Annotated in this window: 22 protein-coding genes; 5 read left to right on the top strand and 17 right to left on the bottom strand. The window is 72.6% G+C overall.

Annotation, left to right across the window (positions count from 1 at the left end; genetic code table 11):
* Nucleotides 1–269: 269 nt before the first annotated feature.
* From KRH_RS05200 to ftsY, 15 genes are all read right to left on the bottom strand, one after another.
* Complete coding sequence (locus KRH_RS05200; RefSeq protein WP_012398138.1) at nt 270–704, bottom strand: YraN family protein; 435 nt, start codon at nt 702–704, stop codon at nt 270–272.
* Between the two features lie 327 nt (nt 705–1,031).
* Nucleotides 1,032–1,757 (bottom strand): ribonuclease HII, encoded by a 726-nt coding sequence (locus KRH_RS05195; RefSeq protein ID WP_041297341.1) that lies wholly within the window; start codon nt 1,755–1,757, stop codon nt 1,032–1,034.
* Nucleotides 1,754–2,530 (bottom strand): signal peptidase I, encoded by a 777-nt coding sequence (lepB, locus tag KRH_RS05190; protein ID WP_012398136.1) that lies wholly within the window; start codon nt 2,528–2,530, stop codon nt 1,754–1,756. Before lepB (KRH_RS05190) ends, KRH_RS05195 begins: the two co-directional genes overlap by 4 nt.
* A gap of 75 nt (nt 2,531–2,605) precedes the next feature.
* Nucleotides 2,606–3,241, bottom strand: a complete 636-nt coding sequence (gene lepB / locus KRH_RS05185; protein ID WP_226905890.1) for a signal peptidase I — start codon at nt 3,239–3,241, stop codon at nt 2,606–2,608.
* Between the two features lie 65 nt (nt 3,242–3,306).
* Complete coding sequence (gene rplS, locus KRH_RS05180) at nt 3,307–3,669, bottom strand: 50S ribosomal protein L19 (RefSeq protein WP_012398134.1); 363 nt, start codon at nt 3,667–3,669, stop codon at nt 3,307–3,309.
* Nucleotides 3,670–3,844: 175 nt separating this feature from the next.
* A complete protein-coding gene (gene trmD, locus KRH_RS05175) occupies nt 3,845–4,840 on the bottom strand; it encodes a tRNA (guanosine(37)-N1)-methyltransferase TrmD (protein ID WP_012398133.1) in 996 nt (331 codons plus the stop codon).
* A gap of 2 nt (nt 4,841–4,842) precedes the next feature.
* Entirely contained in the window at nt 4,843–5,418 is a 576-nt protein-coding gene (gene rimM, locus KRH_RS05170; protein WP_012398132.1) for a ribosome maturation factor RimM, read from the bottom strand.
* Between the two features lie 127 nt (nt 5,419–5,545).
* Nucleotides 5,546–5,788 carry an RNA-binding protein gene (locus tag KRH_RS05165; RefSeq protein ID WP_041297340.1) on the bottom strand — a complete coding sequence of 81 codons (243 nt, stop codon included), beginning with the start codon at nt 5,786–5,788 and terminating at the stop codon, nt 5,546–5,548.
* Between the two features lie 2 nt (nt 5,789–5,790).
* Nucleotides 5,791–6,219, bottom strand: a complete 429-nt coding sequence (gene rpsP, locus KRH_RS05160; RefSeq protein WP_012398130.1) for a 30S ribosomal protein S16 — start codon at nt 6,217–6,219, stop codon at nt 5,791–5,793.
* A 192-nt stretch (nt 6,220–6,411) separates the two neighbouring features.
* Nucleotides 6,412–7,281 (bottom strand): hypothetical protein, encoded by an 870-nt coding sequence (locus tag KRH_RS05155; protein ID WP_012398129.1) that lies wholly within the window; start codon nt 7,279–7,281, stop codon nt 6,412–6,414.
* Complete coding sequence (locus tag KRH_RS05150) at nt 7,278–7,772, bottom strand: NUDIX domain-containing protein (RefSeq protein WP_012398128.1); 495 nt, start codon at nt 7,770–7,772, stop codon at nt 7,278–7,280. Before KRH_RS05150 ends, KRH_RS05155 begins: the two co-directional genes overlap by 4 nt.
* A 6-nt stretch (nt 7,773–7,778) precedes the next feature.
* Nucleotides 7,779–9,344 (bottom strand): signal recognition particle protein, encoded by a 1,566-nt coding sequence (ffh, locus tag KRH_RS05145; RefSeq protein WP_012398127.1) that lies wholly within the window; start codon nt 9,342–9,344, stop codon nt 7,779–7,781.
* 185 nt (nt 9,345–9,529) lie between these two features.
* Nucleotides 9,530–9,868, bottom strand: a complete 339-nt coding sequence (locus tag KRH_RS05140; protein ID WP_012398126.1) for a P-II family nitrogen regulator — start codon at nt 9,866–9,868, stop codon at nt 9,530–9,532.
* Nucleotides 9,865–11,181 carry an ammonium transporter gene (locus KRH_RS05135; protein WP_041297339.1) on the bottom strand — a complete coding sequence of 439 codons (1,317 nt, stop codon included), beginning with the start codon at nt 11,179–11,181 and terminating at the stop codon, nt 9,865–9,867. Before KRH_RS05135 ends, KRH_RS05140 begins: the two co-directional genes overlap by 4 nt.
* A gap of 265 nt (nt 11,182–11,446) precedes the next feature.
* A complete protein-coding gene (gene ftsY / locus KRH_RS05130) occupies nt 11,447–12,565 on the bottom strand; it encodes a signal recognition particle-docking protein FtsY (RefSeq protein ID WP_012398124.1) in 1,119 nt (372 codons plus the stop codon).
* A gap of 31 nt (nt 12,566–12,596) precedes the next feature.
* Between ftsY and KRH_RS05125 the strand changes: the two genes are divergently transcribed.
* Both KRH_RS05125 and KRH_RS05120 read left to right on the top strand, forming a co-directional pair.
* Nucleotides 12,597–13,925 carry an MFS transporter gene (locus tag KRH_RS05125; protein WP_012398123.1) on the top strand — a complete coding sequence of 443 codons (1,329 nt, stop codon included), beginning with the start codon at nt 12,597–12,599 and terminating at the stop codon, nt 13,923–13,925.
* A gap of 91 nt (nt 13,926–14,016) precedes the next feature.
* Nucleotides 14,017–14,604 (top strand): hypothetical protein, encoded by a 588-nt coding sequence (locus KRH_RS05120; protein ID WP_126341215.1) that lies wholly within the window; start codon nt 14,017–14,019, stop codon nt 14,602–14,604.
* A 37-nt stretch (nt 14,605–14,641) separates the two neighbouring features.
* Here the strand turns inward: KRH_RS05120 and smc are convergent, their stop codons facing one another.
* On the bottom strand, nt 14,642–18,286 hold the full coding sequence (gene smc, locus KRH_RS05115) for a chromosome segregation protein SMC (protein ID WP_012398121.1): 3,645 nt from the start codon (nt 18,284–18,286) through the stop codon (nt 14,642–14,644).
* A 261-nt stretch (nt 18,287–18,547) separates the two neighbouring features.
* Here smc and KRH_RS05110 point away from each other — a divergent pair, with 261 nt between their 5' ends.
* The 3 genes from KRH_RS05110 to KRH_RS05100 are packed head-to-tail and all read left to right on the top strand — an operon-like array spanning nt 18,548 to nt 23,723.
* On the top strand, nt 18,548–19,573 hold the full coding sequence (locus KRH_RS05110) for a 3-oxoacyl-ACP synthase III (RefSeq protein WP_012398120.1): 1,026 nt from the start codon (nt 18,548–18,550) through the stop codon (nt 19,571–19,573).
* Nucleotides 19,574–19,599: 26 nt separating this feature from the next.
* Nucleotides 19,600–22,329, top strand: coding sequence for an alpha/beta fold hydrolase (locus KRH_RS05105; RefSeq protein ID WP_012398119.1), 2,730 nt, complete (start codon nt 19,600–19,602; stop codon nt 22,327–22,329).
* Nucleotides 22,326–23,723, top strand: a complete 1,398-nt coding sequence (locus KRH_RS05100) for an NAD-dependent epimerase/dehydratase family protein (RefSeq protein WP_070105248.1) — start codon at nt 22,326–22,328, stop codon at nt 23,721–23,723. The genes KRH_RS05105 and KRH_RS05100 overlap by 4 nt, the downstream gene beginning before the upstream one ends.
* A 101-nt stretch (nt 23,724–23,824) precedes the next feature.
* On the opposite strand, the gene KRH_RS05095 is transcribed toward KRH_RS05100, so the two are convergent.
* Entirely contained in the window at nt 23,825–24,535 is a 711-nt protein-coding gene (locus tag KRH_RS05095; RefSeq protein ID WP_012398117.1) for a phosphotransferase, read from the bottom strand.
* Between the last annotated feature and the right edge of the window lie 39 nt (nt 24,536–24,574).

Below are 24,574 nucleotides of genomic sequence, written 5' to 3'. Positions count from 1 at the left end.
CCAGGACCGGGACAGCGGCGGAGGGCAGCGTCGCGCGCCACCACGTCCCCGCCCTCATCCGATCCCCCGTCCACCGCCGGACACACTCTGCTGGAACAGTACGGTGGCACGAGACACAGTGAACTGCCTAATGCTTCGTCCACGACCTGAAACATCACGGCCGGAGTGACGGCGCCCGGAGCACCGCCGGGACGGGCCCGGACAGGGCGGTCACTCCCCCGCCGGAGCACGTTGGCCCCGGGGCGGGCGCGCCGCGCACCCGGGTGGGCTCACAGCCAGCCGATGGACCCCACGTGCTCGACCCGCGGGGAGGCGTCGCGGGGCCAGTGGACGGCCACCACGTCCACCGTGGGGACACGCGGATCCCGGTGCTCCCTGGCCCACGCGCGGGCCAGCACGTGCAGCCGGCGCAGCTTCTCGGCCCCCACGGCCTCGCACGGGTGGCCGAAGTCGGCGCCAGAGCGGGTCTTGACCTCGAACACGGTCACGACGCCGCCGCGCTCGGCCACGATGTCGAGCTCACCGCGCGGGCGCCCCGGCCCCGGGGCAGGTCTCCAGTTGCGGTCCCTAACGGACCATCCCGAGCGGGCGAGCAGGTCGGCGATGAGGTCCTCCCCCGCCCGCCCGACGTCCAGAGCGGTGGGTGCGTCGGGGGTCGGAACCGCCGAGGAGCGGGAGTCGGTGGAGGCAGTAAAAGCGGTCATGGCTCCACGGTGGCGGCCCCCCGCCGGTGGTGCAGCTCTGGGCCGGGAGTGTGGAGGACGGATGGCGTGCCCCGCCGCCCCGTCGAGATCGCCCGAATGCCGCCCTCCCGCGTCTCCGGGCCGTCCCTATCCGGACGATCCCCGCTCCGCCGGGTTCCGGACGATCCCCGGTGCGCCGGGTTCCGGACGATCGCCGGTGCCTCCCCTCGCCGAGCCGCGCCAGAGCGACGTCGAAGCGGTGCCAGAATGAGGCCAGAACGGGGCCAGAACCGCGCCAGAAAGGCGCCGGAGCGCTGCCGGAGCAGTGCCGGTGCATCCCCGGGACCGTTACGAGACGCCCAGGTTCCAGCTGCGCCGGTGGTGCCGCGTGGTGCCGTGCGTGACGAGCGCCGCCCGGTGGGCCGCACTGCCGTAGCCTTTGTTGGCTCCCCACTCGTAGGCGGGGTGCTCCTGCCCGAGCTCGACCATGATCGCGTCGCGCTCGACCTTCGCCACGATCGACGCCGCGGCCACACTCACGCACCGGGCGTCCGCCTTCACGAGGGTCCGCACGACCGGCGGCAGCGCCACAGGGTCCTCCTCCTGGCCGAGCACGGCGGGGGCCTCCAGCCAGTTGTGGGACCCGTCGAGGATGAGTGCATCGACCGGGGTTCCACCGGAGGTCACGGCGGCCAGCGCCCGCAGCCCCGCCAGCCGCAGGGCCGCAGTGATGCCCAGGGCGTCGATCTCGTGCGGCTGCGCGTGGCCCACCGCAGTGCCCGCGGCCCAGGTGGCCACCCGTGGCGCCAGGACGGCACGCCGCGCAGCGCTGAGCGCCTTGGAGTCACGCACCCCGTCCCACGCCGGCACGGAAACCGGCGCGGGGTCCGGGGCGGCGGCGTCGTGCCCGGAACCGGCGAGCAGGCGGGGGACATCGAGGACCACGAGGCCCACGCTGGCGGGTCCCGCGAGGGCGCCGCGACCCACCTCGTCCATTCCGGCGACGAACCGGGCACCCGAGCTGGCCAGCTCGGTCTCGAGGTCCAGTCCGGGCCGCGGACGCGCGGGGCTCACCGGCTGCCGGGCGCGGGGACGTCCTCGAACGTCTCCTCGGGGTTGTGCAGGAACTGGAAGCGGTCCAGCGGCCATGCGATCACGAAGGCCGTGCCCACGATGTCCTCCTCGCTCACGAACTGCGTGTTCGTCTCGATGTGGAACCGCGAGTCCGCGGACGCGTTGCGGTGGTCGCCCAGCACGAACACCTTGCCCTCGGGCACGGTGACGTCGAAGGGGAAGTCGGACGGCGCGGCTCCGGGGTAGAGGTAGGGCTCGTCGAGGGCCTTGCCGTTCACGGAAACCTTCCCGGACGCGTCGCAGCACGTCACGTGATCCCCGCCCACGCCGATCACGCGCTTGACCAGCGCCTGCTGGCTGCTGTCCGGGAGCAGGCCCACGAACTCCATGCCCTGGCGCACCGGGTTCGTGCGCGCGGCCGGGGCCTCGGGCAGCCAGCCCTGGGTGTCGTCGAAGACCACGATGTCACCACGGTCCACGTGCCCGGTGCGCGCACCCAGCACGTTGACGAAGATGCGGTCGTCCAGCTCCAGGGTCTGCTCCATGGAGCCGGACGGGATGTAGTAGCCGCGCACGAGGAACGTCTTGGCCACGAACGCGATCACCACCGCCAGCACGGCGACGATGAGCACCTCCTTGACGGCACCCCACGCGGAGCCGGGCTCGGAGCCCACCCCACGACCGCGACGCCGCGCGGCGCGGGAGCCCTCGGAGCGTGCGGACCCCGCGGGGTCGGGGGTGCCGGCGATGCCTGGATCCTGCTGCTCAGCCACTGCGCATTCCTTCTGTCGGTTCTCCCGGTCCGTGACCGGGGAGGTCGGGCCCGCGGTCGTGGGCGCCCGGTGGGCTCAGTGCTCGAGCGGGCGTGCCCGGTCCAGCGGCCACACCACGCGCTCGGCGGTGCCGACGATGCGCTCGGCGCGGATCAGTCCCCCGCCGGGGGCGCCCAGCAGGGAGCGGGAGTCCACGGACACGCTGCGGTGGTCGCCCATGAGCCACACGCGCCCCGGGGGCACGTGCACCGTGAACGGGATGTCCGACGGCGCATCCCCAGGGTAGACGTAGTCCTCGTGCTGGGGCTGGCCGTTGACAGTGAGCAGCCCGTCCGGGCTGCAGCACGCCACGGTGTCGCCGGCCACGGCCATCACGCGTTTGACGTACACGGTGTCCGAGCCGCGCAGCCCGAGCCACTGCCCGAGGGTGTCCACGGCCTGGCGGTGCCAGGGGTCGGAGGAGTGCAGGGGGTCCAGGGAGCCGCGGCCGTCGAAGACCACGAGGTCACCGCGCCGGGCGTCCTGCCCCGAGCTGAGCTTGTCCACGAGCACCCGGTCCCCGCCCTCGAGCGTGGGCTCCATGGACCCCGAGCCCACCCAGTAGACGTCCAGCACAAAGCCGCGCACGAGGGCGGCCACCACGAGGGCCGTGACGAGTGCCGCGGCCACCACGCGCAGCCACCAGCGGCGCGCGGAAACGGGCCTGCTCACGGCAGAGGACCCGGCAGCTGCCGGGCCCTCCGCGTGTTCCGTGTGCTGCGGCACCCGGTTGAGTCCTACTTGCTCGAGGCGCTCGACTCGCGCTTCTCGCGGATGCGAGCAGCCTTGCCGTGACGGTCGCGCATGTAGTACAGCTTGGCGCGGCGGACGTCGCCGCGGCTCACGAGCTCGATCTTGTCGATGATCGGGGAGTGCACCGGGAAGGTGCGCTCCACGCCCACACCGAAGCTGACCTTGCGGACCGTGAAGGTCTCGCGCACGCCGGAGCCCTGACGGCCCATGACGAAGCCCTTGAACACCTGGACACGGGAGCGGTTGCCCTCCACGATGTTCACGTGCACGTTCAGGGTGTCGCCGGGACGGAAGTCGGGGACGTCGTCGCGCAGGGACTTGGCATCAAGCTGATCAAGAATGTTCATGATGTGACTCCTCGTGATCGCCGCAGGTCTCTCACGTGTGGTTCGCGCGCCGCCCCGCGGGGTGGCAACGCTCCAGGTTCCGGGACAGGACGTGAAGTGGCCGTCCCGGGTGGTGCGCCGTTGGTCGCTCTCCCCCCTGCGGCAGGGGCGTGCCCGACGCACACACAGCCGCCCATTATGCCATATCGCGTGCGCCCTCCGGAGCCTGTTCCGACGGCGCGGGTGAGCACCGCTGCCACTGCCCGTCGCGCAGGGTGAAGCCCTCCGCGGCCAGCACGGCGAGGTCGGCGCGGTCCAGGGTGGCGGGGTCCAGGGCGAGGACCATGTCCGGGCGACGCCGCGCGGTGCGCTCGAGCTGCTGGTCCCGCCGCCAGCGCGCGATCCGCCCGTGGTGCCCGGACAGCAGCGTGTCCGGCACCGTGCGCTCGCGCCACTGCGCGGGCTTGGTGTACACCGGGTACTCCAGCAGCCCGCCCGTGTGCGACTCCTCGTCCAGGGACTCCGGGTTGCCGATCACCCCGGGGACCAGCCGGGTCACAGCCTCGACCATCGCCAGCACCGCGACCTCTCCCCCGTTGAGCACGTAGTCCCCCAGGCTCAGGGGGCGCACGCGCACCTCGTCCCGCGCCCACTCGATGAAGCGCTCGTCGATGCCCTCGTAGCGCCCGCACGCGAACACGAGGTGCTCCTCCTCGGCCAGCTCGTAGGCCACCTCCTGGGTGAACACCTCCCCCGCCGGGGACGGGACCACCAGCACGGGCCGCGACGACGCCGCACGGCCGGCTCCCGGGGTCCCACCGGTCCGCGCGTAGTCCGGGGCGGCGGTGCCCTGGCCCGCATCCCCCGGCTGCGCGGCGTCGTCGTCGGGGCCGAGGCGGGTGGCCTGCTGTGCGGAGGCGGACGTGGCCGCCGTGCTGCCCGAGCGGGCGGTGGTGTCCGAACCCGCCCGGAGCACCGACTCCAGTGCCCGCGCCCACGGCTCGGGCTTCATGACCATGCCCGCGCCGCCACCATAGGGAGTGTCGTCCACCGTGCGGTGGCGGTCCGTGGCGAACTCGCGCGGATCGGTGACCTGCAGCTGCAGCAGGCCGTCCGTGACGGCCTTGCCGATCAGGGAGAGCTTCAGGGGCTCGAGGTACTCGGGGAAGATGCTCAGGACGTCGATGCGCATGCTCACTCGCCCTCGCCGAGCTCGAGCAGTCCGGGGGGCGGGCTCACGAGCACGAGACCGCGGTCCAGGTCCACCTCCGGGACGATCTCCTCGACGAACGGGACCAGCACCGTGCGCCCGCCGCCCTGCGGGGTGATCTCCAGCAGGTCCTGCGCGCTGCCCTGGATGAGCGCCTTGACGGTGCCGATCCGGGCCTCGCCGCGGGTGAGGTCCACGGCCACGAGGCCCAGGAGGTCATCCTGGTGCCACTCGTCGTCCTCGAGCGGGAGGTCCGCGACCTCCGCGAAGAGTTCGAGACCGCGGGCGGCCTCGGCGGCGTTGCGGTCCGAGATCTCCTCGAAGCGCGCCACGAGGACGTCCTTGTTCCACCGGTGGCCCGTGACGGTGAGGCTCTGCACGGCGAGCGGCTCGCGAGCGTCCGCCGCGGACCCCTGGCCCCGCCGACCGCCCCGCGCGTGCTGGATGCTGAGCACCGAGCCCGGCGCGAAGCGCGCCTGCGGATCGTCCGTGAACAGCTCCACGGTCACTTCACCCCGCACACCGTGCGGCTTCCCGATCCGGGCGACCCGAACGCTCATGTCTTCTCCTCGAGGGACGTCCTGCTGACTGCTGCGCGGTCCGTGACCGGGGACCGCTGCCGGTATGCACGCGGCCCCCGTTCTCCTGCGAAGGGAGAACGGGGGCCGTGAGGGGTGCCGCGTCCGCTCAGCGGCGGCGGTCGGTGTCGACCACGTCCACGCGGACGCTCTCGCCGGAAGCCAGTGCCGAGACGACGGTGCGCAGGGCCTTGGCCGTGCGTCCCGAGCGTCCGATCACGCGACCCAGGTCATCCGGGTGCACGCGCACTTCGAGCGTCTCCCCGCGACGGTTCTCGCGCGAGCGCACGGAGACGTCCTCGGGGTTGTCCACGATGCCGCGGACCAGGTGCTCGAGAGCTTCGGCGAGCATGCTCACTCGGCCTTCTCGGCGTCGTCCTCTGCGGGAGCGGCGTCCTCGGCGGGTGCCTCCTCGGCCTTCTCGGCCTTGGGGGTGATGGCCTCGGGGATGATCACGGAGCCGTTGTCCGGGGCCACGAACGGGGTCTTGCCCTCGGGCTGCCTCAGCGTGCCCTCGGCACCCGGCAGGCCCTTGAACTTCTGCCAGTCGCCGGTGATCTTCATGAGAGCGAGCACGGCCTCGGAAGGCTGCGCGCCCACACCGAGCCAGTACTGCACGCGATCGGACACCAGGTTGATGTACGAGGGGTTCTCGGTCGGCTGGTACACGCCGACCTCCTCGATCACGCGACCGTCGCGCTTCTTGCGGGAGTCGACGACCACCACGCGGTAGCGGGGATCGCGGATCTTGCCCATACGCTTGAGACGAATCTTGACTGCCACTTGTGTGGTTACTCCTGTTTCGAATGGAATCGGTCACCGCACACGCCGGCCCGTGGGGCGGGCAGCACGTGGGTGTCCTGTGGACACGAAGACACGCGCGGTGAGAGGGTCCGCACGGTTCGAGTACCCGTCCATTGTGCCACAGGTGTCAAACCGCACCGACCGGACCGTGAGCCGTCGCCGCGGGGTGGGTCAGCGCTTCTTGCGCCCGCGCACCGATGCCCACAGGGCGGTCTGCAGGGCGGCGTCGGAGAACATCAGGGCCGATGCCGAGCCGAGGGCCCTCGAGCCGCGTCCACCGCGCGCGGCCAGCGCCGCGAGTCCGGTGCCGAGCGCCAGCTCGACCCCACCCAGGGCGAGCAGCAGCGCGGGGCGGCGCACGTAGGCGCGCTGGATGCGGGAGAGCACGTCCGCACCGCTCGGTTCCACGCTCGCGGAATCCAGCAGGGACAGCCCCGCGCGGCGCGGCTCGTACACGGCCACACCGGTGACCTCGTCGAGCTCGCGCTGACCCTCCACGATCTTCGCCGCGATCACGGGCAGGCCCAGCAGCTGCAGCACGGACTCCAGCAGCAGCGCGGAGCTGGGCGTGCGCGCGTAGTTCTCGAGCCGGGCCGTGGCCGCGGGATCCAGGTCGCACAGGGACGCGATGGAGGCAACCGACCGTGCAGCCACCCTGAGGTCCGTCGCCCCGGGATCCGTGGCGTCGGGGTCCACTGCACCGGTGGTCTCGGGCTCGTCGCCGGACCACGTGATGGTGGTGCCCCGGGTCAGCTCGGCGAGCTGGGAGCCCCAGTCCCGGTGCGCGTCGAGGGCCGTGACGGGCGGGTGGACGCGCAGCCGACGCTGCGCGCCGTCGGAGAAGACCTCCACCGCGATCCGCGAGGGGTCCCCGGCGGCGGCCACCGCAGCGGCGTCGATGCCGGGCGGCAGCACGACCGCGGACCACCCGTCCCGGGAAACCGCGGTGAGCGGGGTCCCGAGCGCGGAGGCCACGAACGGCAGTCGCGGTGCGTCCGCGCGCACCAGCACCACGGTGCGGGGGGCGGGCCGCTCGGTCATGAGCGGGAGCCCCCGTCCATCACGCGCTCCACCACGGTCCCGGACTCGAGGGCCTCGATGGCGGCCCGCAGGTGGGCGGCCATGCCCGGGCTCATCACGGTTTCCAGGTCCTCGGGAGCCACCCAGCGGTAGGACAGCAGCTCCTCCTCCTGGACGGTGATGGGGGTGTCCGAGGGCACGCGGCCGCCGTCGTAGAGGAACGAGACGGAGTCCCCCCACATGCCCATGGACACGCCGTGGGTCACCGCGATCAGACGGCCCTCGGGGAGGTGGAGGCCGACCTCTTCGACCACCTCCCGGAAGCACCCGGTGCGGGGGTCCTCCCCCGCCTCCACCGTGCCGCCGGGCAGGGTCCAGCCGTCCTTGTAGTTGGGTTCCACCGCGAGCACCCGCCCGTTCTCGTCACGGATGACCGCGGCCGAGGCCAGCCGCCGGGTGGGCAGCGTGGCGATGAACTCGCGCAGCTCGTCGTCGGGGAGGTACGAACCCATGGATGCCTACTTTCCGAGGAACTTCTCGAAGCCCTTGGGCAGGTTGAGCGACTCGGCATCCAGGTCCTTGCCCTGGGCGCCGAACGCGCTGCCCTTCGCGGCGGGCTTCTGCCCGGACGCCAGGGCCGCCTGCTCCTGGGCGCGCTTGGCGGGGTTGCCCGATCGCGAGCCCTTCTTCTTGGCCTTGCCCTTCTTGGCGGCGCCGCCGCGGCCCATGCCGGGGATCCCCCCGGGCATGCCCGGGACGCCCTGCCCAGAGGCCAGGCGCTTCATCATCTTCTGGGCCTGCGCGAAGCGCTCCATGAGCTGGTTGACCTCGGAGACCGTGACGCCGGAGCCGCGGGCGATGCGAGCGCGGCGGGAGCCGTTGATGATCTTGGGGGCCACACGCTCGTGCGGGGTCATGGAGCGCACGATGGCCTCCACGCGGTCGATCTCGCGCTCGTCGAAGTTCTCCAGCTGCTCCCGCATGCCGGCGGCGCCGGGCATCATGGCGAGCATCTTCTTCATCGAGCCCATCTTGCGCAGCTGCTGCATCTGCGCCAGGAAGTCCTCGAACGTGAAGTCCTCCTGGTCGGTGAACTTCTTGGCCATCCGCTCGGCCTCGGTCTTGTCCCACTGCCGCTCGGCCTGCTCGATGAGCGTGAGGACGTCACCCATGTCCAGGATGCGGGAGGCCATGCGGTCCGGGTGGAACTGCTCGAAGTCGCTGACGCCCTCGCCCGTTGAGGCGAACATGATGGGCTTGCCGGTCACCGCGCGCACGGACAGGGCCGCACCGCCGCGGGCGTCGCCGTCGAGCTTGGAGAGCACCACGCCCGTGAAGTCCACGCCCTCGTCGAAGGCCTTGGCGGTGTTCACGGCGTCCTGGCCGATCATCGCGTCGATCACGAACAGGACCTCGTCCGGGTCCACGGCGTCGCGGATGTCCCGGGCCTGGTTCATCAGGGCCTGGTCGATGCCCAGGCGTCCGGCGGTGTCCACGATCACCACGTCGTAGAGCTTGGAGCGCGCGAAGTCCACACCGTCCCGGGCGACCTTGACGGGGTCCCCCGTGGGGTCGTCGGACTCCGAGGTGGCACCGGGCTCCGGCGCGAACACGGACACGCCCGCGCGCTCGCCCACCACCTTGAGCTGGGTCACGGCGTTGGGGCGCTGCAGGTCGGAGGCCACCAGCACGGGCTTGTGGCCCTGGTCCGTGAGCCACTTGCCCAGCTTGCCCGCCAGGGTGGTCTTGCCGGCACCCTGCAGACCCGCGAGCATGATCACGGTGGGTCCGGTCTTGGCCAGGTTGATCCGCCGGGTCTCACCGCCGAGGACGTTCTGCAGCTCCTCGTTGACGATCTTCACGACCTGCTGGCCGGGGTTCAGCGCCTCGGAGACCTCCGCGCCCAGCGCGCGCTCCTTGACGATCGCGGTGAACTCCCGCACCACGGGAACGGCCACGTCCGCCTCGAGCAGGGCACGGCGGATCTCCCGCACGGTGGCGTCGACGTCCGCCTCCGAGAGCCTGCCCTTGCCGCGCAGGTTCTTGAAGGTCGCTGTGAGCCGGTCGGACAGTGAATTGAACACGGGGTGGTCGCTGCTTTCGTCTGACAACGGATGAATTCAGTGTCCCAGGTTAGCAAGCGGGCGCGGGCCCGCGCGCACCGAACGGCGGCCCCCGGTGCGGGGGCCGCCGTGGGCTTCCCGTGGCCGCGGCACGGGCGGAGCGGTCGTGGGTGGCCGGGGCACGGGGCCGCCGACCGCACGGGGGCTCAGAGGGCGACGTCGCCCAGTTCCCCGGTGCTCACACGCACCGTGTGCTCCACGGGGGTGACCCACACCTTGCCGTCGCCCGGTTCACCGGTGCGCGCGGCGCTGACGACCACGGTGACGATGTCCTGGGCGGCGTCGTCCTCCACCACGGTCTCGATGCGCACCTTCTCGAGCAGGTCCACGGTGTACTCCGCGCCCCGGTAGACCTCCCGGTGCCCGCGCTGCCGGCCGTAGCCGTGCACCGTGAGCACCGTCATTCCCTGCACCCCGTAGGCCTCCAGCGCGTCCTTGACGTCGCTGAACTTCTCGGGGCGCACCACTGCGGTGACGAGTTTCACTGGTTGCTTCCTTTCGTGGTGGGCACGGGGGCTTCGGCGGTGCCGGGCAGCGCCCGGTGCGGGGCCTGGCCCGCGAAGTAGCCGGTGGCCTCGTCCTTGAGCGAGTAGGCGGACTCGGCGTGCTGCGTGAGGTCCACCCCGATGACCTCGTCCCGGCGCGTGATGCGCAGACCCATGGTGGCCTTGAGCGCCAGGGCGATCACCAGCGTGAGCAGCCCGGTGTAGAGGGCAACGAACGCCGTGGCCGCCAGCTGCGTGCCCATGAGTCCCCAACCGCCGCCGTAGAACAGGCCGGGGCGGCCCTCGGACGGGATCGCGAGGAACCCGAGGGCCACGGTGCCCACGATGCCCGAGACCAGGTGCACGCCGCACACGTCCAGCGAGTCGTCCAGCCCGATCCGGTACTTGAGGCCCACCGCGAGCGCGGAGCACACCCCGGCCACGGCCGAGAGGGCGATCGCGCCCAGCGGCGTGACGTTCGCGCACGCCGGGGTGATGGCCACCAGACCGGCGACGACGCCGGAGGCCGCCCCGAGCGACGTCGCGTGCCCGTCCCGGATCCGTTCGGTGAGCAGCCACGCGAGCATGGCGGCGGCCGGGGCCACCAGCGTGTTCGCCCAGATAAGCGCCGCCTGCTCCGCGGTGGTGGCGGCCCCGGCGTTGAAGCCGAACCAGCCGAACCACAGGATGGCCGAGCCGAGCATCACGAGCGGGAGGTTGTGGGGGCGCTGGCCGGAGTCCCGCCCGAAGCCGCGGCGGGCACCGATCAGCAGGATGAGCACCAGGGCCGCGACGCCCGCGTTGATGTGCACGGCCAGCCCGCCCGCGAAGTCGATGGGCTCACCGAAGATCCTCCCCAGCGCCCCCGTCTCGGAGAACAGCCCGTCACCCCACACCATGTAGGCCAGCGGGAAGTACACCAGGGTGACCCACACCAGGGTGAACACCACCCACGTGCCGAAGCGCGTGCGGTCCGCGATCGCACCCGAGATCAGCGCCACCGTGATGATCGCGAACGTCACGGAGAAGTTCGAGCCCAGCAGGTCCTCCGAGCCGATCAGCCCGGCCAGCCCGGCGTGCGTGAACGGGTTGGCAGTGAGCCCTCCCAGCACGGGGTCCCCGCTGAGCATCGAGGCGCCCCACAGAACCCACACGATGCTCACCACGCCGAGCGCCGCGAAGCTCATCATCATCATGTTCAGCACACCCTTGGCCCGGGTCATGCCCCCGTAGAACAGTGCGAGCCCCGGGGTCATGAAGAACACCAGTCCCGCGGCCACCACCATCCACACGTGTCCGGCGGTCAGTTCCATCCGGATCACCTCGTCCCTGTCTCGTGCGGGCACATCGTTTGCGCCCCTGGGAACAGTCAAGGCACCCGGTGTTACCGGTGAGTTGGCCAGGGTGTAACGAGCGTGTTTCGAATGCGTCGATCGTGTGACGCACACGTTAAACCGGGGTGCCGCATCTCACATGGTGGGCACGGGCGGCCCCCGGGGAACGGTCCGCACAGTATGACGGCGCCCGCCCCCGGATAGGGAGCGGGCGCCGTCGTGGTCCGTGCGTGGCGGCTGCGCGTCAGTCGATGATCGCGTCCACGAACTGCTCCGCGTTGAACGGGGCGAGGTCGTCCGGGCCCTCCCCCAGGCCGATGAGCTTGACGGGCACGCCGAGTCCGCGCTGGATGGCCACCACGATGCCGCCCTTGGCGGTGCCGTCCAGCTTGGTCAGCACGATGCCGGTGATGTCCACGGCCTCGGCGAAGACCCGCGCCTGGGTCATTCCGTTCTGCCCGGTGGTCGCGTCGATCACGAGCAGCACCTCGTCCACCGCGGCGGCCTTCTCGATCACGCGCTTGACCTTGCCGAGCTGGTCCATCAGACCAGCCTTGTTCTGCAGCCGGCCGGCGGTGTCCACGAGCACGACGTCGGACTCCTGCTCGATCCCGGCCCTGACGGCGTCGTAGGCCACCGAGGCAGGGTCCGCGCCCTCCTGCTCGGAGCGCACCGTGGGCACGCCCACGCGGGCGCCCCACGTCTCGAGCTGGTCCGCGGCCGCGGCGCGGAACGTGTCCGCGGCACCGAGCATGACGTCCTTGTCCTCGGCCACGAGCACGCGGGCGAGCTTGCCCACCGTGGTGGTCTTGCCCACGCCGTTGACGCCCACCACGAGCACCACAGCGGGCTTGCCGGGAGCGGACTCCGTGCGCAGCGAACGGTCCAGGGTGGGGTCCACGAGCGCGAGCATCTCCTCGCGCAGCATGGCCTTCAGCTGCGAAGGGTCCTTGGTGCCGTCCACGCGCACGCGCTTCTTGAGGTTCTCCACGAGCTCCAGGGAGGCGTCCGTGCCGAGGTCCGCCATGAGCAGCGTGTCCTCGATCTCGTCCCACGTGTCCTGGTCGATGCGCTCGCGCGAGAGCAGCACGAGCAGGCCCTTGCCGAGAACGTTGTTGGACTTCGCGAGCCGACCGCGCAGCCGCGCCAGGCGACCACGGGCGGACTCGGGGCGCTCCAGGGTGCTGACGGGGCGGTCCTCGACCACCTCGCCCTCGTCGAGGCCCGGGACGTCGTCGATGTCCCGGGTGTCCTGGTACCCGCCCTTCGGGGCCTTGGGCCTGCGCAGCAGCAGCACGCCGAACACCACGAGCAGCACCACCACCGCGGCGGCTATCACGATCCACATCAGTTCAGGAGTCATCACCCGTCTAATCTCCCATAAACTGCCAGGCGTGTCCCACCCCTCCCCGCGCGCTCCCGGCTCCGCCGACGACGACGCCGCACGGCCCGTCCCGGCCTCCTCTCCCCCTCCGTACGCCCCAGGTTCCACGGCCCCGGCACCCGACCGTGGCGCACCTGCCGCGCAGAAGGTCCCCGAGCCCATCAAGGTCCTGATCGCGGCGGCCTTCGTGATCGCCCTGGGCTACGGCCTCGTGGCCCCGGTGCTGCCCCAGTTCGCCGCGAGCTTCGGCGTGGGCGTGGCCGCGTCCTCCGCGGTGATCAGCGCGTTCGCCCTGTGCCGGCTCGTGTTCGCGCCCGCGAGCGGTGCGGTGGTCAACCGCATCGGCGAGCGCCCCACGTATTTGATCGGGCTGATCGTGGTGGCGCTGTCATCCGCGGCCACCGCGTTCGCGCAGACCTACTGGCAGCTGCTCGTGTTCCGCGGCCTCGGCGGGATCGGCTCCACCATGTTCACGGTGTCGGCGATGGGGCTGATCGTGCGGCTCGCCCCGCGCACGATGCGCGGACGGGTCTCCGGCTACTACGCCACGGCGTTCCTGCTGGGCGGGATCCTGGGTCCGGTGCTCGGCGGCTTCCTGGCCGGGCTGGGCATGCACGCACCGTTCCTGATCTACGCGGGCGCCCTGGTCGTCGCGGTGCTCGTGGTGTGGCTGCGGCTCAAGGACGAGACCCTCGGGGCCAAGCGGACCGGTGCTGCCCAGCCGCCCATGCGGGTCCGCGAGGCGCTCGACGCCGGCGCGTACCGTGCCGCGCTCGCTTCCAGCTTCTCCACGGGGTGGACGGCCATGGGAGTGCGCGTGGCCCTGGTGCCGCTGCTCGCCGCCCAGGTGGTGGGCGAGGGGCCCGCCGTCGCCGGTCTCGCGCTGGCGCTGTTCGCGGTGGGCAACGCCGCCGCTCTCACGGTCACCGGGCGCCTGACGGACCGGCTCGGCCGCAAGCCCCTGGTGCTCACGGGTCTGGTGGTGTGCGGGCTCGCGACCATCGGCGTGGGGTTCAGCACCTCCGTGGTGGCCTTCGCGGTGCTGTCCCTGCTCTCGGGCGTCGGTTCCGGAACGCTGAACCCCGGCCAGCAGGCGGCAGTGGCGGACGTGATCGGCCCGGACCGCGCGGGCGGCAAGGTGCTCTCCCGGTACCAGATGTGCGCGGACGCCGGTCAGATCGCGGGCCCGGTGATTGCCGGGGCGCTGGCGGACGCCGCGGGCTTCGGCTGGGCCTTCGGGGTGTCCGGGGCGCTCATGCTGCTCGCCGCGCTCGCGTGGCTGCCGGTGCGGGAGACGCTGCCGGAGGCAGCACGCACGGGCACCGGCACGAGAGGGTGAGGACATGACGAGGACGAGGCCTTCACGGTCGAGACGAACGGTGTACTGGCTGGCGGCGTGATTCATCGGCTACATCGTGCTCACCCCCCTCATGATCTTGGTGTTCCGGAGCCTGGACTTCCCGCTGCTCGTGGAGCTGCTGATCCTCGCCACCATGGTGCTGCTGGTCTTCGTGGCGCTGCGCTGGGTGATCCTTCCCCGGCTCGCCCGCAAACCCTCGCGGTATGCCAGGACCGCGCGGACCGACGAGTGGTCGTCCCCCCAGGCACCTGCGGCGGCACTCGCACTCATCGAGGAGTCGCTGCGTGAGCACGATCCGAAGGTGCGGACGCAGATCGACGAGCCCGTTGGCGAGCTCCGCACATCCTTCGGCTCGGACGCTGTGTTCCGCTTCAAGGGCTCGGGCTCGCGGAAGGGCTGGGCCGCCCTGCCGCTCGCCGTGACGTTCCGTGTGGCACCGGACGGGGCGGGGTCGCGGGTCATCGGTGAGATCCGTGACGACTTCGGCTGGAGCGTCGTCGAGCCCCCGCAGTTCGTGGCCACCGAGGTGAAACACCGCGCGGCCACTGTGCTGCGTCGCGCCCGCGAGGTCACCACCGAGACGGAGACCACGGCCGGGACCGGGGCCAGCACGGAGACCCCGGACCCCCCGCCGCTGAGGACCGAGTCTCTCGGGTGACACCCGGACGAGGCGTCGTCGCCCTCGGCCCGTGCCCCTAGCGCAGCTCCGAGAGCTGCTGGCCCACCACCAGGCTCACCCCGTCCCCGCGCATCGACACCCCGTAGAGGGCGTCCGCGATCTCCATCGTGCGCTTCTGGTGGGTCACGATGATCAGCTGCGAGCTCTCCTTGAGCTGCTCGAAGATGGTGAGCAGCCGGCCCAGGTTGCGGTCGTCCAGGGCGGCCTCCACCTCGTCCATCACGTAGAACGGGGACGGGCGGGCCTTGAAGATGGCCACCAGCAGCGCCAGGGCGGTCAGCGAGCGCTCACCGCCGGAAAGCAGGGAGAGCCGCTTGATCTTCTTGCCCGCGGGGCGCGCCTCCACCTCCACGCCGGAGTTGAGCAGGTCGTCCGGGTCCGTGAGCCGCAGCCGCCCCTCGCCCCCTGGGAACAGCGTGGCGAACACGGACACGAACTGCTCGGCGGTGTCCCGGTAGGCCTCCGCGAACACCTCCTCCACGTGCTGGTCCACCTGGCGGATGATGTTGCGCAGGTCCGTGCGCGAGTTCTTGACGTCCTCCAGCTGGGTGACCAGGAACCTGTGCCGCTCCTCGAGGGCCGCGAACTCCTCAAGTGCGAGCGGGTTCACCTTTCCGAGGGCCTTGAGCTGCTTCTGGGCCCGCTGCAGCCGGGTCTCCTGCTCCTCCCGGCGGAACGGGGTGCCGGGATCGGTCATGCTCGGCAGGGCGAGCTGCGCGGAGCCACCGGACTCCTCCGCGGTCTGGGCGGCCTCGATCGCGGCGTCCGCGTCCGGCACCGGCAGGTGGGGACCGTAGTGGTCCACCAGGAAGTCCGGGGTCATCCCGAGCTCCTCGAGCGACGTGGCCTCCAGCCCCTCCAGCCTGGCGCGGCGCTGCGCGAGGTCCAGCTCCGCGCGGTGCAGCTTCTCCGTGAGCTCGGCGAGCTCCGCGCCAACGCGGTCACGCTCGGTGCGCAGCCGCTGGGCGGCCTCGTCCAGTCCGGCGCGGCGCGTCTCGATCTCGTCCCGCTCGGCAGCGGCCTCCCTGGCCGACGCCTCCGCGGACTCTCGCAGGTGCGCGGCAGCGGTCTCGACGGCGCGCGCCACGGCGGCCTGCACCCGGCGCCGTTCGGCACGCCGGGCCGCCTCCGCGCGTGCCGCTCGCTCGGACCGCGCCGCCCGTGCCTGGGCCTCCGCGCGGGACACGATGTGCCGGTGCTGCTCCTCGAGCCCGCGCAGCGCGAGCCGCGCCTGCGTCTCGGCCTCCCGGGCCGCCTTGGCGCGCCCCTCGGCGCGGTTGCGCTCGGCGGTGGCCTCGAGCTGCTCCCGTTCGAGGCTCTCCTCGTCCCCGGTCTCCACGGCCTCCGAGCGCCGCAGCGCCTCGTCCAGCTCGGCGGCACGCCGCGCGAGCCGTTCCTCGGCGGTCGTGAGCACCTCCCGGCGCCGTGCCAGCTCGGAGTCCGCCGACGACGCCGTGGCCTCCGCCCTGCTCGACGCCGCACCTGCCGCGGCGGCCTCCTTCTGCGCACGCTGCAGGTCCCGGGTGGCCTCACGCGCCTCCTGGACGGCGGCCGTGCTCTCCTGCTCGGCGCTCCGGGCGGCCTCTGCGGCGCCCTGCGCCGCCGTCTCCAGCGCCGCGGTCTCCGCCTCGGCCTGGTCGAGCAGCGCCATGATCTCGAGGTTGCCCGCCGCCTCCGTGGCCCCGCCCTGCACTCGGTGCCCGCCGTAGACGTCCCCGTCCCGGGTGACCGCGCGCACGCCGTGACCCGCGCTGCCGAGGGCGCGAGCGGCGTCGAGCACGGTGAGCGCGGCGGAGGCGTCCGGGACCAGGACGGTGGTGGCCAGCTCGGCACGCACGGCGGCCAACACGCGGTCCGCGGCCGCGGCGTCGTCCGTCACCGCGGCAGACAGCACGTCCCGCGCGAGAACGCAACCCTCCGGCAGCGCGAGCTCCGGGAGCCCCGACGCCTCCGCCGCGTCCGCGACCAGCAGGTGCACCCGCCCGGAACCGGCATCGGCGAGGTGCGCGAGGATCCGTGCGGCGCCCGTGTGGGAGGCCACCGCGAGCGCGTCGGACCACGGCCCCAGTGCGGCGGCCACCGCGCGCTCCCATCCGGGGGCCACGCGCACGGAGCGGGGGACGTCCCCGAGGACGGGCACCACATCCGCCACGGAGGCGGAGCCGTCCGGCTGGCGCAGGGACTGCCGCAGGGTGTCCAGGCGGACGGTGTGGGTGTGCAGCTCGCTCGCGGTCTGCTGCCGCCGGCCATCCGCGGCGCGGGAGCGCGCGCGGGCGGCGTCGGCCCTCTCCTCGGCGTCACGGGCGCGCTCCGCGGCCTGCTCAGACCGGGCCGCCGAGCTCTCGGCTGCCTCCTGCAGGGACGAGGTCTCAAGGCGGGCCCGCTCCGCGCGCTCCACCACGTCCGAGATCTCCCGGCGCACGCGGTCCACGTCCGCCTCGGCCGAGCCCACCCCGGAGCGCGCCGCGGTCACGGCGGCCGCGAGCCGCGCCTGACCCGCGCGCCGGTCCGCGGCCTGCCGCACGAGCTCCGCCGAGCGCTTCTCGGCGGCCTGCGCCTCGTCCTCGGCCTCGGCGCGGGACTGCTGGGCGCGCTCCAGACCCTGCTGGGCCTCGGTGACCCGCTCGGCCAGCTGCCCGGCCTCCGCACGGGTGCGCGCGGCCTGCTCCTCCAGGGCGTCCGCGTCCCGCCCCTGGGCGGGGGCCTCCTCGGTGCTGCCCAGCAGTCGACGCCGCTCCTGGGCCAGCGCGGCCAGGGCGCGGAAGCTGTCCCGCACCGTGCTCAGCTCGTACCAGCTCGTGCGCGCCTCGTTCAGTGCCGGCGCGGTGCGGGCGGCGGCCGCCTCGATCTCCTGCAGACGACGGGCCAGCTCTGCCGTGGTCTTCTCCAGCTCGTCACGACGCCGCCGGGCCCCGGCACTGGCCTCCTGGTCCGTGTCCATGCCCGCACGCGCGGCCACGACGTCGTCCGCGAGCAGCCGGGCGCGGGCGTCCCGCACGTCGTACTGGATGCGCTGGGCCTTCCGGGCCGTGCGGGCCTGGCGCCCCAGCGGCGTGAGCTGGCGCTCGATCTCGCCGGTCAGGTCCTCCAGCCGGTCCAGGTTGGTCTGCACCGACTCCAGCTTGCGGAGGGTCTTCTCCTTGCGGCGGCGGTGCTTGAGGATCCCGGAGGCCTCCTCGATGAACCCGCGGCGGTCCTCCGGGGTGGCCTGCAGGATCCGGTCCAGCTGGCCCTGGCCCACGATCACGTGCATCTCGCGGCCCAGCCCCGAGTCCGAGAGCAGCTCCTGGATGTCCAGCAGGCGGCACGAACGGCCGTTGATCGCGTACTCGGAGCCGCCCGAGCGGAACAGGGTGCGCGAGATGGTGACCTCGGAGTACTCGATCGGCAGGGCGCCGTCGGCGTTGTCGATGGTCAGGGACACGTGCGCGCGGCCCAGAGCGGAGCGGGCGGAGGTGCCCGCGAAGATGACGTCCTCCATCTTGCCGCCGCGCAGGGACTTGGCCCCCTGCTCCCCCATGACCCACGCGAGGGCGTCCACCACGTTGGACTTGCCGGAGCCGTTGGGGCCCACCACGGCCGTGACACCCGGTTCGAAGTGGAACGTGGTGGCGGAGGCGAAGGACTTGAAACCACGCACGGTGAGGGTCTTCAAGTGCACGCGGGGGAACTCCTGTGGTCGGCGGGGGTGACCCCTGAGTCTACCCGGCGACCGGTCCGCGACCCCGGTCCGGAAACGGGTGGCGCGGTGCGGGTGGCGCACCGGCCCGGGAGCGCGGCGGCGGGCGCGGGGCGCTGATGGTGCTGTCAGATTGGGCCGCTAGACTGGGCCGGTCCAGCCCGCTTGTTCACCCGAGCGCCGAGGTCCATCACACGATCGATTCCTTGACGGTACGGGTGGCGTCTGATCGAAAGCGCCACATTGACCGGTAACTCCACCATCAGAAACCGAAACGCCGCCGTCCTGTCGGTGACCAGGACGGAAGCGGACGTGGTGATCCCCTCCACCCGGTTCGATGAGGAGTTGGCCCACACGTTCAAGCGGCTGCGGCTTCCCAAGGGGCTTCTGGAGCGCCTTGCGGGTATCAGGGAGCGCCGTGGCTGGGCGCCCGGCCGCCACTTCACGGACGGCGCCACCGAGGCCGGGCAGGCGGCACTGGAGCAATCCGGGATCCGGCCCGAGCAGATCGGGCTGTTCATCAACGCCTCGGTGACCCGCGACAACTACGAGCCCGCGGTGGCCGTGGGCATCCACGAGCGCCTGGGCCTTCCCAGCTCCGCCCTGAACTTCGACATGACCAACGCGTGCCTGGGCTTCGTCAACGCCCTCACCGTGGCGTCCTCGATGATCGACGCCGGTGCCATCGAGTACGCGCTCGTGGTGGCGGGCGAAGACCCCTCCCCGTGGCACGAGGCCGCGATCGCCCGGCTGCGCGAGGACGACATCACCCGCGAGCAGGTGGTCCAGGAGTTCGCCACCCTGACCCTGGGCTGCGGCGCCGCGGCCGCCGTGGTGGGTCCCGCGGACCGCCACCCGGACGGCCACCGGATCGTGGGTTCCGTGACCCGTGCCGGCACGGAGTTCAGCCGGCTGTGCATCGGCGGCGGGGACGGGATGTTCACGGACGCCACCGGGCTGCTCAACCACGGTGTGGGCCTCGTGGTGGAGGCCTGGCTGGACGCGGAGCGCGACGGCTGGGACTGGCGGGAAATGGACTCCTACGTCACCCACCAGGTGTCCAACTCCCACACCAACAAGCTCATCGAGGACATGGGCATCGACGCCGCCAAGGTGCCCCTCACGTTCCCCTACTGGGGCAACGTGGCCGCCGCGGCGCTGCCCATGACCCTGGCCCTCGAGGCCGAGCGGCTGGAGCCCGGGGCGCGCGTGCTGTGCCTCGGCGTGGGCTCCGGTCTGAACACCACGCTCATGGAGATCGCCTGGTGAGCGCCCCGCACCCCGCAGGAGGATCCGTGTCCCCGCAGCACTCCGGCGCCGAGCGCCTGCCCTTCACCGAGACCCCCCTGCCGGGCATCGACCCCGCGTGGTCCACGGTACTCACGGTGGCCTCCACCGCCCCGGTCGAACCGGTGGCCGGGCGCAGGCGCCGATGGCACGTGCTGGACAACCGCGAGCAGCTCGAACGGGCGGGGCTGCGCCCGCGCGGCGTCATCCTGGCCGTGCACGGCAACCCCACGTGGTCCTACCTGTGGCGGGACGTGCTGCGTACCGCGGCTCACCCGCAGCGCCCCTGGCGCGTGGTGGCCGTGGACCAGCTGAACATGGGCTTCTCCGAGCGCACGGGACTCTTCCGCCGCCTCGAGGACCGCGTGCACGACCTCGGCGACCTCACCGCCGCCCTCGGACTGGACGACGCCGCGCTTCCGGTGGTCACGCTCGCCCACGACTGGGGCGGGCTGATCTCCCAGGGCTGGGCCCAGGAGCACCCCGCCATCCACGCGGCCACCGTGCTGACCAACACCGCGGTGCACCACGACAACGCCGAGCCCATCCCCTCCGCGCTACGCCTGGCGCTGAACAGGGCGGTGCACGAGCCCCTGACCTCCGGGAGCACGGCGTTCCTGGACACCACGCTCGCACTGTGCGACCCGGCGGCCTCCAAGGAGGTCAAGCGCGCCTACAAGGCCCCCTACGGCTCCCGGGAGCGCCGCGAGGGCATCGCCCACTTCGTCGCGGACATCCCCGCCCCCGAGGACCACCCGTCCCACGCCGCCTACGAGCGGATCGCCGGGCGGATGAGCGCGCGCGAGGTCCCCACGCTGCTGCTGTGGGGCACCGGGGACCCGGTCTTCCAGCAGCGCTACCTGGACGACCTCATGCGCCGCGCCCCGCACGCGGACGTGCACCGTTTCGAGGGCGCCAAGCACCTGCTGCCCGAGGCCCGGGACATCGCCACCCCGCTGTTCACGTGGCTCGAGGAGCGCTTCGGGGACGCCGAGCCCGTCGTCGAGACCCACCGCGAGCAGCGGGCCCGCGGCCGCGCCGCGTTCGTGCCGTTCTTCGCGGAGCTGGACGCGCGGCGTCGTGACGACTCCCCCGCCGTGGTGGACATGGGCCCGGTGGCCGCCACCGTGGACGGTTCCGCCCCCGCACTGGACATCGAGCGCAGCGTGAGCTGGGCGCAGCTCTCCGCCTCCGTGGACCAGCTGGCCGTGGCGCTGCTGCGCACCGGGGTGCGTCCCGGGGACCGTGTGAACCTCATGGTGCCGCCCGGGTCCATGCTCACCACCCTGATCTACGCGTGCCTGCGGATCGGCGCGGTGATCGTGGTCGCGGACCAGGGGCTCGGGCGCAAGGGCCTGACCAGGGCGCTGCGCGGCTCCTCCCCGCGCTGGTTCATCGGCATCCGCAAGGCCCTCGTGGGCGCGCGCGCCCTCGGCTGGCCGGGCACGCGGATCGCCGCGGACGCCCTGGACCCGGTGTCCAAGAAGCTGCTGGGCGTGGCCCGCACGGTGCCCGAGCTGATGGACTCCGTGACCACGGTGAACCCGGACGAGATCCCCGCCGTGGACCCGGACGCCGAGGCCGCCGTGCTGTTCACCTCCGGCTCCACCGGCCCCGCCAAGGGCGTGGTGTACACGCACCGGCAGATGGCCGGGATGCGCGACACCATCCGGGACACCTACGGGCTGCGCGCGGGCACGGGCCTCGTAGCGGGCTTCGCGCCGTTCGCCCTGCTGGGCCCCGCCCTCGGCGCGGCCTCGGTGACCCCGGACATGGACGTCACCAGCCCCAAGACGCTCACCGCCCGAGCGCTGGCCGAGGCCACCATGGCCATCCACGCGAGCGCCGTGTTCGCCTCCCCGGCCGCGATCGCCAACGTACTCGCCACCGCGGACGAGCTCTCCCCCGCCGAGCGGGACGCCCTGGCGCGGGTGGAGCTGATGCTCTCCGCGGGCGCCCCGATCCCCGAGGAGCTGCTGACCCGGCTGCAGGAGCTCATGCCCGCCGCCGAGCTGCACACGCCCTACGGGATGACCGAGGCGCTGCCGCTCACGGACGTCAGCCTGGACGTGATCCGCGCCGCCCGCGAGGACGCCCAGGCGGGCGTGGAGGGCGCCGGGGGCGGCGTGTGCGTGGGCACCCCCGTGGAGGGTGCCGAGCTGGGTGTGCTGCCCCTGCGCGCGGACGGTTCCGTCTCCCCGGAGATCGTCACCACCCCGGGCGTCACCGGTGAGATCGTCGCCCGGGCACCCCACGCCAAGGACCACTACGACCGGCTGTGGATCACCGAGCGCGCCTCGGACGAGACCCCAGGCTGGCACCGCACGGGCGACGTCGGGCACTTCGACGCGCGCGAGCGGCTCTGGTACGAGGGCCGGCTGGCCCACGTGATCACCATGTCCGGCGGCCCGGTCTCCTCGGTGGCCGCCGAGCACGCCGCGCAGACGGTGCCCGGCGTGGGCCGCGCCGCCGTGGTGGGTGTGGGCCCCGCGGGCTCCCAGTCCGCCGTGGCGGTCGTCGAGACCGATCCGCCGGCGAGTGCCCCGGCCCTGGCCTCCGCCGAGCTGAGCGAGCGCGTGCGCGCCACCGTGGAGTTCGCCACGGGCCTGCCCGTCAGCGCCGTGCTGGTGATCCCCGAGCACCCCACCGACATCCGTCACAACTCCAAGATCGACCGAGCCGAATTGAGTGACTGGGCCGAGCGCGCCCTGGCCACCGGAAAGCTGAGTGCACTGTGAGCGACGATCCCCGCGACACCTCCGCGCAGCCCGGGCGCACCGGGCGCCACCGCGCTCCGGCCGCCGACGACGCCGCCCGCCCGGCTGCGGCATCCCGGCCCACCTCCTCGGTGTCCTCGCCGTCGTCCGAGCCGTCAGCCCGGCCCAGCTCCCCGGACGCCGGCGACGCCGGCTCCGTGCAGACCGCGGACCCGGACCGCGGCGGTGCCACGGTGACCCACGGCGAGCTCGACGGCACGGGCCGCACCGTCCTGGTGACGGGCGCGTCCGGGATGCTCGGCGGCGACGTCGCCCGCGTGCTGCTCGCGCGCGGCTGGAAGGTGCGCGTGTTCCAGCGCGGCCACGCTCCCGTGGCGGAGCGCGAGGGCGTGGACGAGGTGCTCGGCTCGGTGACCGATCCCGAGGATGTGGCCCTCGCACTGGACGGCGTGGACGACGTCGTGCACCTGGCCGCCAAGGTCTCCTTCACCGGGGACTGGTCCGAGTTCGTGCGCGTCAACGTCACGGGCACGCGGATCCTGCTGTGCCAGGCGCAGAACGCCGGGGTGAAGAACGTGGTGTTCGTGTCCTCCCCCTCCGTGGCCCACACCGGGGTCTCGATCGAGGGCGCGGGTGCGGAGCCCGCGGACCCGCAGAAGGCGCGCGGCAACTACGCCCGGTCCAAGGCCGCGGCCGAGCTGCTGGCCCTGAGCATGGACGGGCAGCGGGACCTCAAGGTGGCCGCCGTGCGTCCGCACATCGTGTGGGGCCCCGGGGACACGCAGCTCGTGGAGCGCGTGGCGGACCGTGCGGCCGCCGGGCGCATGCCCAACCTGGACCACGGTGCCGCGATGATCGACACCACGTACATCGACAACGCCTCCGAGGGCATCGTCCGGGCGCTGCAGCGCATCGACCACGTGCACGGCCGGGCCCTGGTGCTCACCAACGGCGAGCCGCGCCCCGTGGGCGAGCTGATCGCCCGGATGTGCCAGGCCACCGGCTCCCCCGCGCCCACCCGATCGGTCCCGGGCAAGGCGGCACGCCTCGCGGGACGCGTGATCGAGACCGTGTGGCCGCACCTGCCTGCCAAGCTGCGCGCGGGCGACGGCGAGCCGCCCATGACCGAGTTCCTCGCCGAGCAGCTGTCCACCGCGCACTGGTTCGACCAGCGCGAGACCCGTGAGCTGCTGGACTGGACGCCGTCCGTGAGCCTGGACGAGGGCTTCTCGCGCCTGGCCGCGTACTACCAGGACCACCCGCGCCCCAGCAAGGACACCGGCTCCACGTCCCTGGACCGCGTGGAGGAAGTGGCTGACGACCAGCGCGCCCGCGCGGAGGACTCCTCCGTGGCCTCGGACCGCACGACCGGCAATGCCACCACGGACCTGCAGAGCGTGCGCTCGGTGCACTGAGCCCCGCACACGGACGGTGCCCCGGGCCCACCCGGGGCACCCTGGGCGAGGTTCCAGAGTTCCCTGTAGTACCCGATGCGCTGCGGATCAGGCTCGACCCCCTAGGCCCTCCAGAAGACGGAGTCGTCGTAGGCGCGGCAGCTCCAGGCTAGGGACATGGACATGACGGACAGATCGGCCCACCGATCCGCCACTCCAAGGCGTCCAAGGTCGACGTGGGCGAGGAACGACCCGTCCCGCGCGGGCAGCGTGTTCGGGGCACAGGGGTCTCCCTGGCAGAGGACCAGCCGATCAACATCCGGAGCATCACCGAGAACTCGCGCGTCAGCACCCGCCAGGCGGATCCGGGAGTCGACGTTCCACGCGAAGGGGCAGTCGTCAACGGCCACGTCGTGCAGTTCACGCAGTCCGGTGCCGAGGGCCTGCAGCGCTGTGTCCGGGTGCTCCCGCCATCGTCGTGCTGAGACCGCAGACTCGCCGGGCAGAGCTTGAGTGAGAAGCACCTCCTCGCCCCCGTCGGCGACGAGCTCCACCACGGTGGGCGCAGGGTGGCGGCCCTGTATCCACCGCATCCGCTCCGCCTCGTCCGCGAGCGACTCCCCCGACCCGGACGGATTCCACTGGGCGTAGTCGTCGGCCGGGCTCCCGGGACCACCGCTCGCCACGGCGAACGTCAGACCGCCGACCCCGTTCTGCCACACCGCGCTGGCGCCCGTTTCGGAGAGACCGAATGCAGCCAGTGCCCTGCGCAGGAGATCGGGCAGCGCCGGGTTGACCGGAGGTAGCCCGGCAAGATCGGAGGGAACACCCATGGGTCACAGTCTGCCGGACACACCAGGGGTCACGGAGGA

Origin of the sequence: Kocuria rhizophila DC2201 (genome assembly GCF_000010285.1) — a bacterium.
Classification (GTDB): domain Bacteria; phylum Actinomycetota; class Actinomycetes; order Actinomycetales; family Micrococcaceae; genus Kocuria; species Kocuria rhizophila_A.
This window is presented reverse-complemented; position numbering and strand designations above follow the sequence as displayed.

Excerpts from the sequence above, each read along its gene's own strand:
- KRH_RS05200 (WP_012398138.1), bottom strand. The coding sequence starts at position 704 with ATGACCGCTTTTACTGCCTCCACCGACTCCCGCTCCTCGGCGGTTCCG.
- rplS (WP_012398134.1), bottom strand. The coding sequence starts at position 3,669 with ATGAACATTCTTGATCAGCTTGATGCCAAGTCCCTGCGCGACGACGTC.
- trmD (WP_012398133.1), bottom strand. The coding sequence starts at position 4,840 with ATGCGCATCGACGTCCTGAGCATCTTCCCCGAGTACCTCGAGCCCCTG.
- rimM (WP_012398132.1), bottom strand. The coding sequence starts at position 5,418 with ATGAGCGTTCGGGTCGCCCGGATCGGGAAGCCGCACGGTGTGCGGGGT.
- KRH_RS05165 (WP_041297340.1), bottom strand. The coding sequence starts at position 5,788 with ATGCTCGCCGAAGCTCTCGAGCACCTGGTCCGCGGCATCGTGGACAAC.
- KRH_RS05155 (WP_012398129.1), bottom strand. The coding sequence starts at position 7,281 with ATGACCGAGCGGCCCGCCCCCCGCACCGTGGTGCTGGTGCGCGCGGAC.
- KRH_RS05150 (WP_012398128.1), bottom strand. The coding sequence starts at position 7,772 with ATGGGTTCGTACCTCCCCGACGACGAGCTGCGCGAGTTCATCGCCACG.
- KRH_RS05135 (WP_041297339.1), bottom strand. The coding sequence starts at position 11,181 with ATGGAACTGACCGCCGGACACGTGTGGATGGTGGTGGCCGCGGGACTG.
- ftsY (WP_012398124.1), bottom strand. The coding sequence starts at position 12,565 with ATGACTCCTGAACTGATGTGGATCGTGATAGCCGCCGCGGTGGTGGTG.
- KRH_RS05120 (WP_126341215.1), top strand. The coding sequence starts at position 14,017 with ATGATCTTGGTGTTCCGGAGCCTGGACTTCCCGCTGCTCGTGGAGCTG.
- KRH_RS05095 (WP_012398117.1), bottom strand. The coding sequence starts at position 24,535 with ATGGGTGTTCCCTCCGATCTTGCCGGGCTACCTCCGGTCAACCCGGCG.